This is a genomic window from Kitasatospora sp. NPDC002227, from assembly GCF_040296285.1.
In the GTDB taxonomy this organism is placed as follows: domain Bacteria; phylum Actinomycetota; class Actinomycetes; order Streptomycetales; family Streptomycetaceae; genus Kitasatospora.
The window spans coordinates 1-15,474 of the sequence record NZ_JBEOWY010000085.1; the positions used below are offsets into that span (position 1 = coordinate 1).

The 15,474-nt window shown below is 74.0% G+C and carries 2 protein-coding genes; both read right to left on the reverse strand.

Annotated features, from left to right (window positions below; all coding sequences use genetic code 11):
* A partial coding sequence (locus ABT095_RS37520; protein WP_350534108.1) for a type I polyketide synthase occupies positions 1-3,383 on the reverse strand: 3,383 nt, incomplete at its 3' end.
* A 43-nt stretch (positions 3,384-3,426) separates the two neighbouring features.
* Positions 3,427-15,474 (reverse strand): type I polyketide synthase (locus ABT095_RS37525; protein ID WP_502885139.1); only part of this gene is annotated, 12,048 nt, incomplete at its 5' end.

Consider the following 15,474-nt stretch of genomic DNA (forward strand, 5'->3'; position numbering starts at 1 on the left):
ACCGCACAGAGCCGAGCACCCGCCCGCGCGTCCAACACCCCGGGGACGTCCACCAGACCGCCCCAACGCTCCGGGAACTCCAACGCAGCAACCCGGCCAAGACCCCACACCGGCGCAGCACCCGGACCGCTCAGCACATCCGAACGACCCACCGACACCGCACCCGAGGTCACACACCACAACCGCGCCTCGACACCCAACCCACCCAGCGCCTGCAACAACTCCAACTGCGCAGCCGGAGCCACCGGAGCCACCGCACCGACAGCAGCCACGGACAGCACACCGGCGAACTCCCGGCCGGTCACCGCCTCGGCCAGGTCCGCCGCCCGCTCGACCGCCACCACCTCGGCACCACCAGCACGCAGCGCGGCAACAACCTCCGAAGCATCCTGCCCGTGCGTCACCACCAGCCAACTACCGCTCAGCGAAGCCGCGTTCTCCACCGACACCGGACGCCAGACCACCCGGTAACGCCAGTCGTCCACCACCGAAGCCTCACGACGACCACGCCGCCACGCCGCGATCGCCGGCACCACCTCACCGAACGGCGCAGCACCGTCCACGCCCAGGGCCTCCGACAGACGCACCAGGTCGCCACCGTCCACCGCCGCCCAGAACCCGGCCTCCGCCGGATCGGCACCGGCGACAGCAGCGGCACCGGCCGCCGACTCCAGCCAGAGCCGCTCACGCTGGAAGGGGTAGGTGGGCAGGTCGACCTGGACGTCAGAGGCGGCCACCACTCGGGTCCAGTCCACAGCCGCGCCGTGGACGAAGGCCTCCGCCAGCGAACTCAGGAACCGGCGCGCATCGCCCTGCTCCCGCCGCAGGGTGCCCAGGGCGACGCCGCTGTCCCCCAGGGTGTCCTGCACACCAACCGTCAGCACCGGATGCGGGCTCGACTCCACGAACAACCGGTGTCCGGCCTTCGCCAACTCCTCCACCGCCAACTGCAGACGGACCGGGTGGCGTAGGTTCTCGTACCAGTAACGTGCCCCCAGCTCACCGGGCTTGACCCACTCACCCGTATACGTCGAGAACATCGGAATGCTCGGCGCCAAGCCAACCACCGAGGCGAGCGCCTCGACGATCTCCGCCTCCAGCACCTCCATCTGAGCGGAGTGCGAGGCGTAGTCCACGTTCACCCGACGGGCATCCACACCCGCCGCAGCACACACCGCCATGAACTCGTCCAGCCCGGCAGCCTCACCCGAAACCACCACCGACTCGGGCCCGTTCACAGCCGCGACACCCACCCGGCTTTCGAAGCCCGCGAGGAGCTCCTCCGCCCTACCGGCCGAGGCGAACAGCGAGACCATCCCGCCCGAACCCGCCACCCGCGCCAGCGCCTTCGCCCGCAGCGCAACCACCCGCGCCGCGTCCTCCAGCGACAACGCCCCAGCGACACACGCGGCGGCGATCTCACCCTGCGAGTGACCCACCACCGCCGACACCGTGACACCCATCGAACGCCACAACGCCGCCAGCGACACCATCACCGAGAACAACACCGGCTGCACGACGTCGACCCGCTCCAGCAGCGCCGCATCAGTCAGCGCCTCCTCGAGCGACCAGTCCACAAACGGCCGCAGCGCAGCCGAACAAGCAGCGATCGACTCAGCGAACACCGGCGAAGCCGCCAGCAACCCCGAAGCCATCCCCACCCACTGCGACCCCTGCCCCGGGAAGACCAGCACCACCCCACCGTTGCCGTCGGCGTGTCCGGTCAGCCCGCCGCCAGCGGCGACCTCGCCCAGCCCGGCCCGGAGTTCGGCGCGGTCGGTGCCGAGCACCACCGCACGGTCCTCGAACACCGAACGCCCGCGCACCAGCGCAGCGGCGACGTCACCAGGCTCGCCGTCGACCGTGCCCAGCCGCTCGGCCTGCGCCCGCAGCGCGGCCGCGCCGCGCCCCGACAGCACCCACGGCACCACCAGCGACGTGAGGACCGGCACCTCAGCAGCAGCACCGCCATCGCCCTCGACCTCCACCGGCTCCTCGGCGACCACCGGCGCCTGTTCCAGGATCACGTGCGCGTTGGTGCCGCTGATGCCGAAGGAGGAGACCCCGGCCCGGTGCGGCTCACCGGTCTTCGGCCACTCCACCGCCTCGGTGAGCAGCTCGACCGCGCCGGCTGCCCAGTCCACGTGCGGGGTCGGCGCGTCGACGTGCAGGGTCTTCGGAACCAGGCCGCCCTGCATCGCCAGCACCATCTTGATCACACCCGCCACACCGGCAGCCGCCTGCGTGTGGCCGATGTTCGACTTCACCGACCCGAGCAGCAGCGGGTGCTCCCGCTCCTGCCCGTACGTCGCCAGCAGCGCCTGGGCCTCGATCGGGTCACCGAGCGCGGTGCCCGTGCCGTGCGCCTCGACCACGTCGACCTGGTCGGCCGTCAGGCGGGCGTTCTCCAGGGCCTGCCGGATCACCCGCTGCTGCGACGGGCCGTTCGGCGCGGTCAGACCGTTCGAGGCGCCGTCCTGGTTGACGGCCGAACCCCGCACCACCGCGAGCACCTTGTGCCCCAGCCGGACGGCGTCCGACAGCCGCTCGACCAGCAGCATGCCGACGCCCTCGGAGCTGCCGAAGCCGTCCGCCGCGGCCGCGAAGGCCTTGCAGCGGCCGTCGGTGGAAAGTCCGCGCTGCTTGGAGAACTCGGTGAGCGTGCTCGGGTTGGTCATCACCGTCACGCCGCCGGCCAGGGCCATCGTGCACTCGCCGCCGCGCAGCGCGCGCACCGCGAGGTGGAGGGCCACCAGTGAGGAGGAGCAGGCGGTGTCGACGGTGACGGCCGGGCCCTCCAGGCCCAGGGTGTAGGAGATGCGGCCGGAGGCGGCGCTGGTCACGTTGCCGGTGAGCAGGTGGCCTTCGAGGCCCTCGGGCATCGGGTACACGCCGCTGGTGTAGCCGCTGTAGGCGGCGCCGACGAAGACGCCGGTCCGGCTGCCGCGCAGTACGGCCGGGTCGATCCCGGCCCGTTCAACGGCCTCCCAGGCGGTCTCCAGGACCAGGCGCTGCTGGGGGTCCATCGCGAGGGCTTCGCGCGGGGAGATCCCGAAGAAGCCGGGGTCGAAGTCCGCGGCGCCGGTGAGGAAGCCGCCACCGCGGACGTAGCTGGTGCCGGGGCCGGTGGCGTCCGGGTCGTACAGGGCGGCCAAGTCCCAGCCGCGGTCCTCGGGGAAGCCGCCGATGGCGTCCCCCTCCTCACGGACCAGCTGCCACAGCGCCTCGGGTGAAGAGATGCCCCCGGGGAACCGGCAGGCCATCCCCACGATGGCGATGGGCTCCTGCTCGGCTGCCTCGATCTCGCGCAGTCGCTGCCGACTGCGACGCAGATCGGCGGTGACGCGCTTCAGGTACTCCCGGAGCTTTTCTTCGTTCTCCACGTGAATCACCTATCGAGGCAGCCAAGCATGACGTGAGGTCAGCTCAGGACAGCCCGAACTCTTCGTCGATCAGATCGAAGAGGTCGTCGTCCGTCGCTGTGTCGATCTCCCGAACTTCGGCCTCCGGGCCGGAGTTGGTGTCCTGGACGGCGCGCCACTTGGAGAGCAGGGTCTCCAGGCGGGCGGTGACCGCCGCTCCCGTGCCAATCCCGGGGGCGATGGCCGCCAACGCGGCCTCCAGGGCGTCGAGTTCGCGCAGGGCGGGCGCCGGAGCGGCGGTGTCGTCCAGCTTGAGTTCGACGCGGAGGTACTCCACCAGGGCCTTGGGGCTCGGGTGGTCGAAAACGGTGGTGGCGGGCAGGCGCAGGCCGGTGGCCGCCCCCAGGCGGTTGCGGAACTCCACCGCCGTGAGCGAGTCGAAACCGAGCTCCTTGAACGGCCGCTCGACGTTGACCGCGCTCGCCGACTCGTGGCCGAGCACCACCGCCACCTGGCCGCAGACCAGGTCGAGCAGCGCCTTGTCGCGCTCGGCGGGGGCCAGCCCCGCCAGGCGCTCGGCGACGCTCGCCTCGCCCGCGCCGGCCGCCGCACCCGCCGTGGCGCTGCGCCGGACCGGGCCCCGGACCAGGCCGCGGAACAGCGGCGACAGGCCGCCGCTGCCCGCCATGGTCCGCAGCGCGGCCAGGTCCAGCTCGATCGGGACGAGCAGCGGTTCGGGCCGCGCGAGTGCGGCGTCGAACAGGGCGAGCCCGTTCTCGGTGGCCAGTCGGTGCAGGCCGCCGCGCGAGGTGCGGCTGAGGTCGGCCCGGTCGAGATGGCCGGTCATCGTGCTGGACTGCTCCCACAGGCCCCAGGCCAGCGAGGCGCCGGGCAGGCCGAGGGCCTGCCGATGCTGCGCGAGACCGTCGAGGTAGGCGTTGGCCGCCGCGTAGTTGCCCTGCCCGGCCGCCCCGAAGGTGGAGGCGGCGGAGGAGAAGAGCACGAAGGCGGCCAGGTCCAGGTGGGCCGTGAGACGGTGCAGCTGCCACGCGGCGTCGGCCTTGGGCCGCAGCACGGTGTCCAGCCGCTCCGGCGTCTGCGAGCCGAGCACGCCGTCGTCCAGCACGCCCGCCGCGTGGACCACGGCGGTCAGCGGGTGCTCGGCCGGGATCGCACCGAGTACGGCGGCCAGTTCGTCCGCGTCCGCGACATCGCAGGCCTCCAGCTGCACGGTGGCGCCCAACTCCTGGAGTTCGTCCACGAGTTCCGGCGCACCGGCGGCCTTGAGCCCGCTGCGGCTGAGCAGCAGCAGGTGCTTGACACCGTGCTCGGTGACCAGTCGGCGGGCCACCAGGGCACCGAGGGTTCCGGTGGCGCCGGTGATCAGCGCGGTGCCCTCGGTGTCGAGCGCCTGCGGCACGGTGAGGACCACCTTGCCGATGTGCTTGGCCTGGCTGACGAAGCGGAAGGCCTCGCGGGCCTCGCGGACGTTCCAGGTGCGCACCGGCAGGGTCGTGATCTCCCCGGCGGCGAACAGGCGCAGCAGCTCGGCGAGCAGCTCGGCCGTGCGCTCCGGCCCGGCCTCGGCCAGATCGAAGGCGCGGTAGCGGATGCCTTCGGGGGCGTCGGTACGGATGTCGGTCTTGCCCATCTCCACGAACCGGCCGCCGCGCGGCAGCAGGGCGAAGGAGGCGTCGACGTACTCGCGGGCCAGCGAGTTGAGCACCACGTCCACACCCTCACCGCCGGTCACCGCGAGGAACTTCTCGCGGAAGCCGAGGTCGCGGGAGGAGGCGATGTGGTCGTCATCGAGGCCGAGCGAGCGCAGGGTGTCCCACTTGCTCTCACTCGCTGTCGCGAAGACCTCCGCGCCCAGGTGCTTGGCCAGCTGGATCGCGGCCATGCCGACGCCACCGGCACCGGCGTGCACCAGGACTCGCTCACCGGCACGCAGGCCCGCCAGGTCGTCGAAGGCGTACAGCGCGGTGAGGAAGACGATCGGCACCGAGGCGGCCTGCGCGAAGGTCCAGCCCTCGGGCATCCTGGCCACCGTGCGGTGGTCGGTGACCGCCAGCGGGCCGAAGCCGCCGGTGACCATGCCGAGCACCCTGTCCCCGACCGTGAGGCCGGTGACGGCGGAGCCGGTCTCCACGACCACGCCCGCGCCCTCGCTGCCGAGCAGCGACGGGTCGGGGTACATCCCGAGCCCGATCAGCACGTCACGGAAGTTGAGACCGCCGGCCCGCATCGCCAGGCGCACCTGGTGCGGCTCGAGGGCCCGCTCGGTGTCGGGGGCCGCCTGCAGGGCGAGGCCCTCCAGGGTGCCTTCCTCCACCACGGCCAGGCGCCACTGAGTGGTTGCCGGGACGGTCAGAGCCGAAGCGGTCGCCGTCCGGGCCAGGCGCGGGCTGAGCACCGCACCACCGCGGACCGCGAGCTGCGGTTCGACGGAGGCGAGGGCGGCGGCCAGCGCCTCGGCGGAGGCGGCCGTGCCGTCGGTGTCGACCAGCTGCAGGCGCAGCGGGTTCTCCGACTGGGCGGAGCGGACCAGGCCCCAGACGGCGGCGGCCGCCAGGTCGGTGACGTCCTCCCCGGCCGCCGTGGCGACGGCGCCACGGGTGATCACGGTCAGGCGCAGTTCCTCGAGCGCGGGCTCGGCCAGCCAGGCCTGGAGCATTTCCAGGGCCCGGTGGGTGCCGGTGTGGACGTCCCCGCCGCCCAGGTGGACGACGACCGGGCGTCCGGCGACGGTCTCGGCGGTCAGCCCGTCGAGGTCGGCCGGGCCGGTGAGGGTCCAGGGCTCGGTGGCGCTCTCCGCCGGGTCGGCGGCCGCCGGCCACTCCATCCGGAACAGGGACTGCGCGGTGGGCCCGTCCTGGGCCGCGTCGAGCAGCTCGGCGGCGAGCGGACGCAGGGTCAGCGCGTCGGCCAGGGCGACCGCGGCGCCGGTGGCGTCCGCCACCTCGACTGAGACCGCGTCCGAGCCGGCGGGGGCCAGCTTGACCCGCAGCGCGCTCGCGCCGCCGGCCAGCAGTGAGACGCCCGACCAGGCGAAGGGCAGCAGAGCCCGGGGCCCGGCGTTCTCGTCCACCAGGCCGACCTTGGCGCCCAGGCCGATGGTGTGCAGGGCGGCGTCCAGCAGCGCGGGGTGCAGACCGAAGGTGGCCGCCTGCGGCCGCTCGGACTCGGGCAGCTGGACCTCGGCGAAGACCTCGGTGCGGCGCTTCCAGACGGCCCGCAGGCCCTGGAAGGACGGGCCGTAGCCGTAGCCGCGCTCGGCGAGGCCTTCGTACAGGCCCTCGATGTCGATCCGCTCGGCGCCGGCCGGCGGCCAGACCGTCAGGTCGGCGGAGGCCGCCGCCGGGGTGCCCTGGGCGAGCACGCCGCTGGCGTGACGGGTCCAGATCTCCTCGGTCAGCCCGGCCTCCGCGCCGCCCTCGCGGCAGGAGTGCACCTCGAGGGTGCGCCGCCCCTCGGCGTCCGCGGCGCCGACCCGGGCCTGGAGACGGACGCCTCCGCGCTCGGGCAGCACCAGCGGGGCCTCCAGGGTGAGCTCCTCGATCAGGTCGCAGCCGACCTGATCGCCCACGTGCACGGCCAGCTCGACGAACGCGGTGCCGGGCAGCAGCAGGGTGCCCAGCACGGCGTGGTCGGCGATCCAGGCGTGCGTCTGGGTGGAGAGGCGGCCGGTGAAGAGCAGGCCGTCGCCGTCGGCGAGCGCGATCGCCGCGCCGAGCAGCGGGTGCCCGGCGGTGCCGAGGCCGGCGGTGGTCACGTCGCCCGTGCGGGCGGCGAACATCGGCGGCCAGTACCGGCGGCGCTGGAAGGCGTAGGTGGGCAGGTCGACGTGGGTGGTCTCCTGGTGGAGCAGGGTCCAGTCGACCGTGGCGCCGTTGACGAAGGCCTCGGCGAGGGAGGTCAGGTACCTGGTCGCGTCGCCCTTCTCGCGGCGCAGCGTGCCGAGGGCGACGCCGCCGCCGTTGTCCTCCAGGGTGTCCTGGACGCCGACGGTGAGCACCGGGTGCGGGCTGGACTCCACGAAGACGCGGTGCCCGGCCTTCGCCAGCTCGGCGATCGCCTGCTGGAGACGCACCGGGTGGCGCAGGTTCTCGTACCAGTAACGGCCGCCCAGCTCACCGGGCTTGACCCAGTCGCAGGTGTAGGTGGAGAACATCGGGATGCTGGGGGCCAGACCCTTGACCGGCGCGAGCGCCGCCAGGATCTCGTCCTCCAGGATCTCCATCTGCGGGGAGTGCGAGGCGTAGTCCACGTTGACGCGGCGGGCGTCGACGTTGACCGAAGCGCACAGCGCCATGAACTCGTCCAGCGCGGCGGCCTCACCGGAGACGACCACCGAACCGGGGCCGTTGACGGCCGCGACGCCGACCCGGCCCGCGAAGTCCGCCAGCAGCTCCTCGGCCTTCTCGGCGGAGGCGAACAGCGACACCATGCCGCCCGAACCGGCCACCCGTGCCAGGGCCTTGGCCCGCAGCGCGACCACCCGGGCCGCATCCTCCAACGAGAGCGCACCGGCGACACACGCGGCGGCGATCTCACCCTGGGAGTGGCCGACCACGGCCGAGACCGTGACGCCCATCGAGCGCCACAGCGCGGCCAGCGAGACCATCACCGCGAACAGCACCGGCTGGACGACGTCGACGCGCTCAAGCAACTCGCGACTCTCCAGGGCCTCTTCGAGATCCCAGTCCACGAAGGGCTGCAGCGCGGCCGAGCAAGCCGCGATCGAGCGAGCGAACACCGGGGAGGCCTGCAGCAGCCCCGCCGCCATGCCCACCCACTGCGAACCCTGGCCCGGGAAGACCAGCACCACTCCCCCGCTGCCGAGCGCCCGCCCGGTCACCGCGTGCTCGAAGTCGCCGTCCAGCACGACCATCCGGTCCTCGAAGACCGAGCGCCCGCGCACCAGCGCCGCGCCCACCTCGGCCGGCTCCGCGTCGGTGCTGAACACGGCCAGTCGCTCGGCCTGCGCGCTCAGCGCCGCCTCGCCCTTGCCGGAGAGCACCCACGGCACCACCGAGGCTTCGATCGGCCGGTCAGCCCGGACGACTGACGGGGCGTCAGTCGGCGGAGCCTGCTCCAGAATCGTGTGCACGTTGGTGCCGCTGACGCCGAAGGAGGAGACCGCCGCGCGGCGCGGACCGCCGGTCCGCGGCCACTCCACGGCCTCGGTGAGCAGCTCCACCGCGCCGGCCGTCCAGTCCACGTGCGGGGTCGGCTCGTCGACGTGCAGGGACTTCGGCAGCAGGCCGTGCCGCATCGCCAGCACCATCTTCATCACGCCGGCGACTCCCGAAGCCGCCTGGGTGTGACCGATGTTGGACTTCACCGAGCCGAGCCGCAGCGGGTTCGCCGCGTCCCGCCCGCGACCGTACGTGGCGAGCAGGGCCTGCGCCTCGATCGGGTCACCGAGCGTGGTGCCGGTGCCGTGCGCCTCGACCACGTCGACCTGGTCGGCGCCCAGGCCGGCGCTGGCCAGCGCGGCGCGGATCACCCGCTGCTGCGAGGGGCCGTTGGGGGCCGTGAGCCCGTTGGAGGCACCGTCCTGGTTGATCGCCGAGCCGCGCACCACCGCGAGGACGGGGTGGCCCAGGCGCTGGGCGTCGCTCAGGCGCTCCACCAGGAGCATGCCGACGCCCTCGCCCCAGCCGGTGCCGTCGGCGGCAGCGGCGAAGGGCTTGCAGCGGCCGTCGGCGGCAAGTCCCCGCTGGCGGCTGAACTCGATGAAGGCACCCGGGGTGGTCATGATCGTCACACCGCCGGCCAGGGCCAGCGAGCACTCGCCGCCCCGCAGCGCCTGGACGGCCAGGTGCAGCGCGACCGAGGAGGAGGAGCAGGCGGTGTCGACGCTGACGGCCGGGCCCTCCAACCCGAAGGTGTAGGACAGGCGGCCGGAGACCACGCTGGCCGCCGCGCCGGTGCTGCCGTAGCCCTCGGCCGTCTCCGGCGCCCCCAGGAAGAGGGCCGGGTAGTCCTGGCCGTTGGTGCCGACGAACACGCCCGTCCGGGAGCCGCGCACCGACTGCGGGTCCAGGCCCGCCCGCTCGAAGGCCTCCCAGGAGGTTTCGAGCAGCAGGCGCTGCTGCGGGTCCATCGCGAGGGCCTCGCGCGGCGAGATCCCGAAGAACTCGGCGTCGAACTCACCGGGCGCGGTCAGGAACCCGCCGGTGTTGACGTACGAGGTGCCCCGGTTGTCCGGGTCCGGGTGGTAGAGCCGCTCCAAGTCCCAGCTGCGGTCGGTCGGGAACTCGGAGATCGCGTCCCGCTCGGCCACCACCAGGTCCCACAGGCCTTCGGGGGTGGTGATCCCGCCGGGGAAGCGGCAGCTCATCGAGACGATCGCGATCGGCTCGTCGTTGGCGGCGGTCACCGTGCCGGTGACCTGCTCGTCGCCCGGGTCACCGAGCAGTTCGGTGCGCAGCAGGGCGGCCAGGTGCTCGGCGGTCGGGTAGTCGTAGATCAGCGTGCTGGGCAGGGAGAGCCCGGTCACCGCGTTCAGGCGGTTGCGCAGCTCGACGGCGGTCAGCGAGTCGAAGCCCAGGTCCTTGAAGGCGCGGCCGGGGTCGACCGACTCGAAGGACGGGTGGCCGAGCGCGATCGCCACCTGGTTGCGGACCAGGGTGAGCAGGACGCGGGTGCGCTCCTCCTCCGGCCGGCCGGTCAGGTCGCGGAGCAGGCCGTGGGACTGCTCGTTCTCGGCGGCGGCCGCCTTCTCCAGCTCGGCGATCGCCTCGCGGGCCTCGGGGATGCGGCGCAGCAGGCGGCTGGGCCGGGCCGACACCTGGGCGGAGACCAGCCGGCTCCAGTCGATGTCGGCGACGGTCAGCAGCGTGTCGCCCTGGTCCAGGGCCTGCTGCAGCGCGTTGATCGCGGCCTCGGGCGCCATCGGCGACACGGCGCCGCGGCGCATCCGCTCCTCGGCCGCGCCCTGGGCCGCCATGCCGCCCTCGGCCCAGGGGCCCCAGGCGATCGAGGTGGCGGGCCGTCCGGCCGTCCGCCGCCGGGCGGCGAGGGCGTCCAGGTGGGCGTTGGCCGCGGCGTAGTTGCCCTGGCCGGGGCCGCCGAGCGTGCCGGCGGTCGAGGAGAAGAGCACGAAGGCGTCGATCTCCAGATCCGCCGTCAGCTCGTCGAGGTGGTCCGCGGCGGTCGCCTTGGCGGCGAGGACGGTACGGAACCGCTCGGGGGTGAGGGTGGCGAGGATGCCGTCGTCCAGCACCCCGGCCGCGTGGAAGACCGAGCTGACCGGGTGCTCGGCGAGCAGCGCCCGCACGGCCTCGCGGTCGGCCATGTCGCAGGCCGCCACCAGCGCCTCGGTGCCCGACTCGGCCAGTTCGGCGACGAGTTCGGCGGCGCCGGGGGCCTCGATGCCGCGGCGGCTGGTGAGCAGGAGCCGCTCGGCGCCGTTGCGGGCCAGCCAGCGGGCCACCTGGGCGCCCAGGGCGCCGGTGCCGCCGGTCAGCAGCACGGTGCCGCGCGGGCGCCACGGGCCGGCGTCCGGCGTGGCGGCGGGCAGCGCCCGCTCCAGCCGGGCCCCGTAGAGGCCGGTGGCGCGCACGGCCAGCTGGTCCTCGGCGCCCTGCAGCAGGGCGGTGGCGATCCGGGCGGCTGCGCCCTCCAGCGTCTGCGGCAGGTCGAGCAGACCGCCCCAGCGGTCCGGGTGCTCAAGGGCGGCGACCCGGCCGAAGCCCCACAGCTGCGCCTGGGCGGGCACCGGGGCGGCGTCGGCCGCGTTGACCGCGACCGCGCCACGGGTGGCGCACCAGAGCGGCGCGGCGAGCTCGGCGTCGCCGAGAGCCTGCAGCAGGAGCAGCGTTGCGGTGACCGGCTCGGCCTCGGTGAGCGCCAGCAGGGAGAGCACCCCGGCGGGGGCGCCGCTCTCGGCGGCCTCGCGGGTCAGGAGCTCGGTCAGCGCGGCCCGGTCGGCGGCGCCGTCGACCAGCAGCTCACGGACGGTGAAACCGGCGGCCACCAGGGCCCGGCCGATCTCCCCGTCCTGCTCGGTGGTGGCCAGCCACCAGGTGCCCGTCGGCGCTGCCGGGGCGGCGCCTGCCAGGGACTCCCAGCGCAGCGCGTACCGCCAGCCCTCCAACGCCCGCTCGCCCTTGCGGGAGCGGCGCCAGGCGGAGAGCGCGGGCAGCACCTCGCCCAGCGATCCCTCGCCGTCGAGCTGCAGCGCGGCGGCGACGGACTCGAGGTCCTCCCGCTCGACCGCCTGCCAGAACAGCGCGTCCACGCTGTCCTGGTCCTCGGCCGCGCCGGGGCGCCACGCGTCGGCCGAGATCTCCGGCCAGTAGCGGGCGTTCTGGAAGGCGTAGGTCGGCAGGTCGCAGGCGGCGGCGCCGGTGCCGGCGAAGACCGCCGACCAGTCCAGCTCCACGCCGCGCACGTACGCACCGGCCAGGCCGGTGAACAGCGCCTCGACCTCGGCGCGGCCCGAGCGGGCCACCGGCAGCGCGGCGGCGGGCACGAGTGCGGAGAGGACCCCGTCGGGGCCGAGCTCCAGGAAGGTGCTCACGCCCTGCTCCCGCAGGGTGGCCACGCCGTCGGCGAAGCGGACGGCCTCGCGGACGTGCCGCACCCAGTACTCGGGGTCGGTGAGGTCGGCGTCCAGCGAGCCGGTCAGGTTGGAGACCACCGGGACGCGCGGCGCGTGGTAGGTCAACTCCTGTGCCACCGCGCGGAACCCGTCGAGCATCGGGTCCATCAGGGCGGAGTGGAACGCGTGGCTGACGGTGAGCCGCTTGACCTTCCGGCCCGCCGCCCGCCAGGCGGCCTCGAGCTCGTTGACGGCAGCCTCGGAGCCGGAGACGACGATCGAGTCGGTGCCGTTGACGGCGGCGATGTCGACGCCCTCGGTGAGCTCGGCCCGGGACTCGCCCTCCGTCGCCTGCACGGCGAGCATCGCACCACCGGCCGGCAGCGCCTGCATCAGCCGGCCACGGGCCGCCACCAGCTTGCAGGCGTCCGCCAGCGACCAGACGCCGGCCACGTGGGCGGCGGCCAGTTCACCGATCGAGTGGCCGGTCAGGTAGTCGGGGGTGAGACCCCAGGACTCGAGGAGGCGGTAGTAGGCGACCTCGATCGCGAACAGGCCGGCCTGGGTGTACACGGTCTGGTCAAGCAGGCCGGATTCCCCGAACAGGACCTCGCGCAGCGGGCGCTCCAGCTCGGCGTCGAACTGGGCGCAGACGGCGTCGAGCGCGTCGGCGAAGACCGGGAACACGGCGGACAGCTCGCGGCCCATACCCGCACGCTGGCTTCCCTGACCGGACATCATCACCGCCACCCTGCCCCCAGAAGTAACCCCGCGCACCACTCCCGGTGCCTCACCGCCGGCGGCGAGCGCACCCAGGCCGGAACGGAACCCGTCCTGGTCTGCCGCGATCACCACCGCACGGTGTTCGAACCTAGAGCGGCCCCGGGCCAGCGAGAACCCCACATCCGCCGGGCTCGACCCCGCACCGTCCCCTAGCGCCGCCGCCAGCCGCCCGGCCTGGGCGGCGAGGGCGGCAGCTCCACGGCCCGCGAGCACCCACGGGACGACGGGCAGGGTGACCCCTGCCGCCCGCTCGGGGGCCGGGGCCGCCACCGGCTGCTCGAGGATCACGTGGGCGTTGGTGCCGCTGATGCCGAAGGCCGAGACGGCGGCCCGGCGCGGGCCCTCGTGGGCCGGCCACTCCCGGCGCTCCGTCAGCAGCTCGACCGCACCAGCCGTCCAGTCCACGTGTGTGGAGGGCTGGTCGACGTGCAGGGTCTGCGGCAGCACGCCGTGGCGCATCGCCATGACCATCTTGATCACGCCCGCCACACCGGCGGCGGCCTGGGTGTGGCCGATGTTCGACTTGACCGAGCCCAGGAGCAGCGGAGTCTCCCGGTCCTTGCCGTAGGTGGCGAGCAGGGCCTGGGCCTCGATCGGGTCGCCGAGCGCCGTGCCGGTGCCGTGCGCCTCGACGGCGTCGACCTGGTCGGCCGTCAGGCCGGCGCTGGCCAGCGCCTGGCGGATCACCCGCTGCTGCGAGGGCCCGTTCGGGGCGGTGAGGCCGTTACTGGCGCCGTCCTGGTTGACGGCGGAGCCGCGGACCACGGCCAGCACCGGGTGGCCCAGGCGCTGCGCGTCGCTCAGCCGCTCGACGAGCAGCATGCCGACGCCCTCGCCCCAGCCCGTACCGTCGGCCGCCTCGGCGAACGCCTTGCAGCGGCCGTCGACGGCCAGGCCGCGCTGGCGGCTGAAGTCGATGAACACACCGGGGGTGGACATCACGGTCACACCACCGGCCAGCGCCATCGTGCACTCGCCGGTGCGCAGCGCCTGCATGGCGAGGTGCAGCGCGACCAGCGAGGAGGAGCAGGCCGTGTCGACCGTCAGGGTCGGGCCCTCCAGACCGAGGGTGTACGCCACCCGGCCCGAGACCACGGCGGCCGCGTTGCCGGTGCCGGAGTGACCCTCGGTGGACTCCACCGCGGCCATCAGCAGGGCGGGGTAGTCCTGGCCGTTGGTGCCGACGAAGACACCGGTCCGGGAGCCGCGCACCGACTGCGGGTCCACACCCGCCCGCTCGAACGCCTCCCAGGAGGTCTCGAGCAGCAGCCGCTGCTGCGGGTCCATCGCCAGCGCCTCACGCGGCGAGATCCCGAAGAACCCGGGGTCGAAACCGCCCGGCTCCTGCAAGAACGCACCGACCCGGACGTACGACGTCCCGGGGTGGTCGGCGTCCGGGTGGTACAGGCGCTCCAGATCCCAGCCACGGTCGTCGGGGAACTCCCCGACCGCGTCCGTGCCGGAGGCCAGCAGCGACCAGAGGCCCTCGGGCGAGTCCACCCCGCCCGGGAACCGGCAGGCCATCCCGACGATCGCGATCGCGTCGTCCGCAGCAGCAACAGTCACCGAAGCCTCGACCGCGCCCTCGGTCCGCGCACCCAGCAGCTCCTCGGCGAGGAACTCTGCCAGGACGGCCGCGGTCGGGTAGTCGTAGACCAGGGTGGTCGGCAGCCGAAGGCCGGTCATGCCGTTCAGGCGGTTGCGCAGGTCGACCGCGGTGAGCGAGTCGAAGCCCAGGTCGTGGAAGGGCCGTTCGGCGTCCACGGCCTCCGCCGAGGCGTGGCCCAGCGCGAGCGCGGCCGACAGCCGGACCGCCTCCAGAAGCGCGGCCGAGCGGTCGGCGGGCGAGAGCCCGGCGAGCTTGGCGGCGAAGCCGGACTGGGCAGTGGCCTCCCGCTCGGTGCCGCTCTCCAGGGCCTGCACGGCCTCCGGCACACCGTCCAGGACGGGGAGCCGGCGAGCGGCGGTCAGGCCGGGGGCGTAGCGCGACCAGTCGATGTCGGCCACGACGGCCGTGGGCTCGCCCTTGGCCAGCAGCAGCTCAAGCGTCCGGAAGGCGCCGTCGGCGGCCAGCGGGGTGAGCCCGCCGCGCCGCATCCGTTCCTCCACCACGGACTCGTCGGCTGCCATCCCGGCGCCGGCCCACGGGCCCCAGGCCACCGAGGTGGCGGGCAGGCCCAGCGAACGGCGGTGCAGCGCAAGGGCGTCCAGGTAGGCGTTGGCAGCCGCGTAGTTGCCCTGACCGGCCGCACCCAGCGTGCCGGCGAGGGAGGAGAAGAGCACGAAGGCGTCCAGCTCCTGCCCAAGCGTCAGCTCGTGCAGGTAGCGCGCCGCGTCGGCCTTGGCGGCCACCACCGAGCGCAGCCGCTCGGCCGTCATGCCCTCCAGCACGCCGTCGTCCAGCACACCGGCGGCGTGCACGACGGCCGACAGCTCCAGGCCCTCAAGGGCCCGGGCCAGCGAGACGCGGTCCGACACGTCGGCGGCGACCAGCGACACCTCGACGCCCAGCTCCTCAGCCAGCTCCACCGCCCCCGGGGCCTCCGGCCCACGGCGGCTGAGCAGCACCAGGCGCTCAGCACCCCGCGCAGCCAGCCAACGCGCCACCCGAACACCCAGCGCACCGGTACCACCCGTCACCAGCACCGTGCCACGCGGCATCCACTCACCGCCACCCAGGGCCGCACGCTCCAACCGGGCCACGAACACACCCGAAGCCCGCACCGCCACCTGATCCTCGACCGACTGGCCGAGCACCGCACACAGACGGGCAGC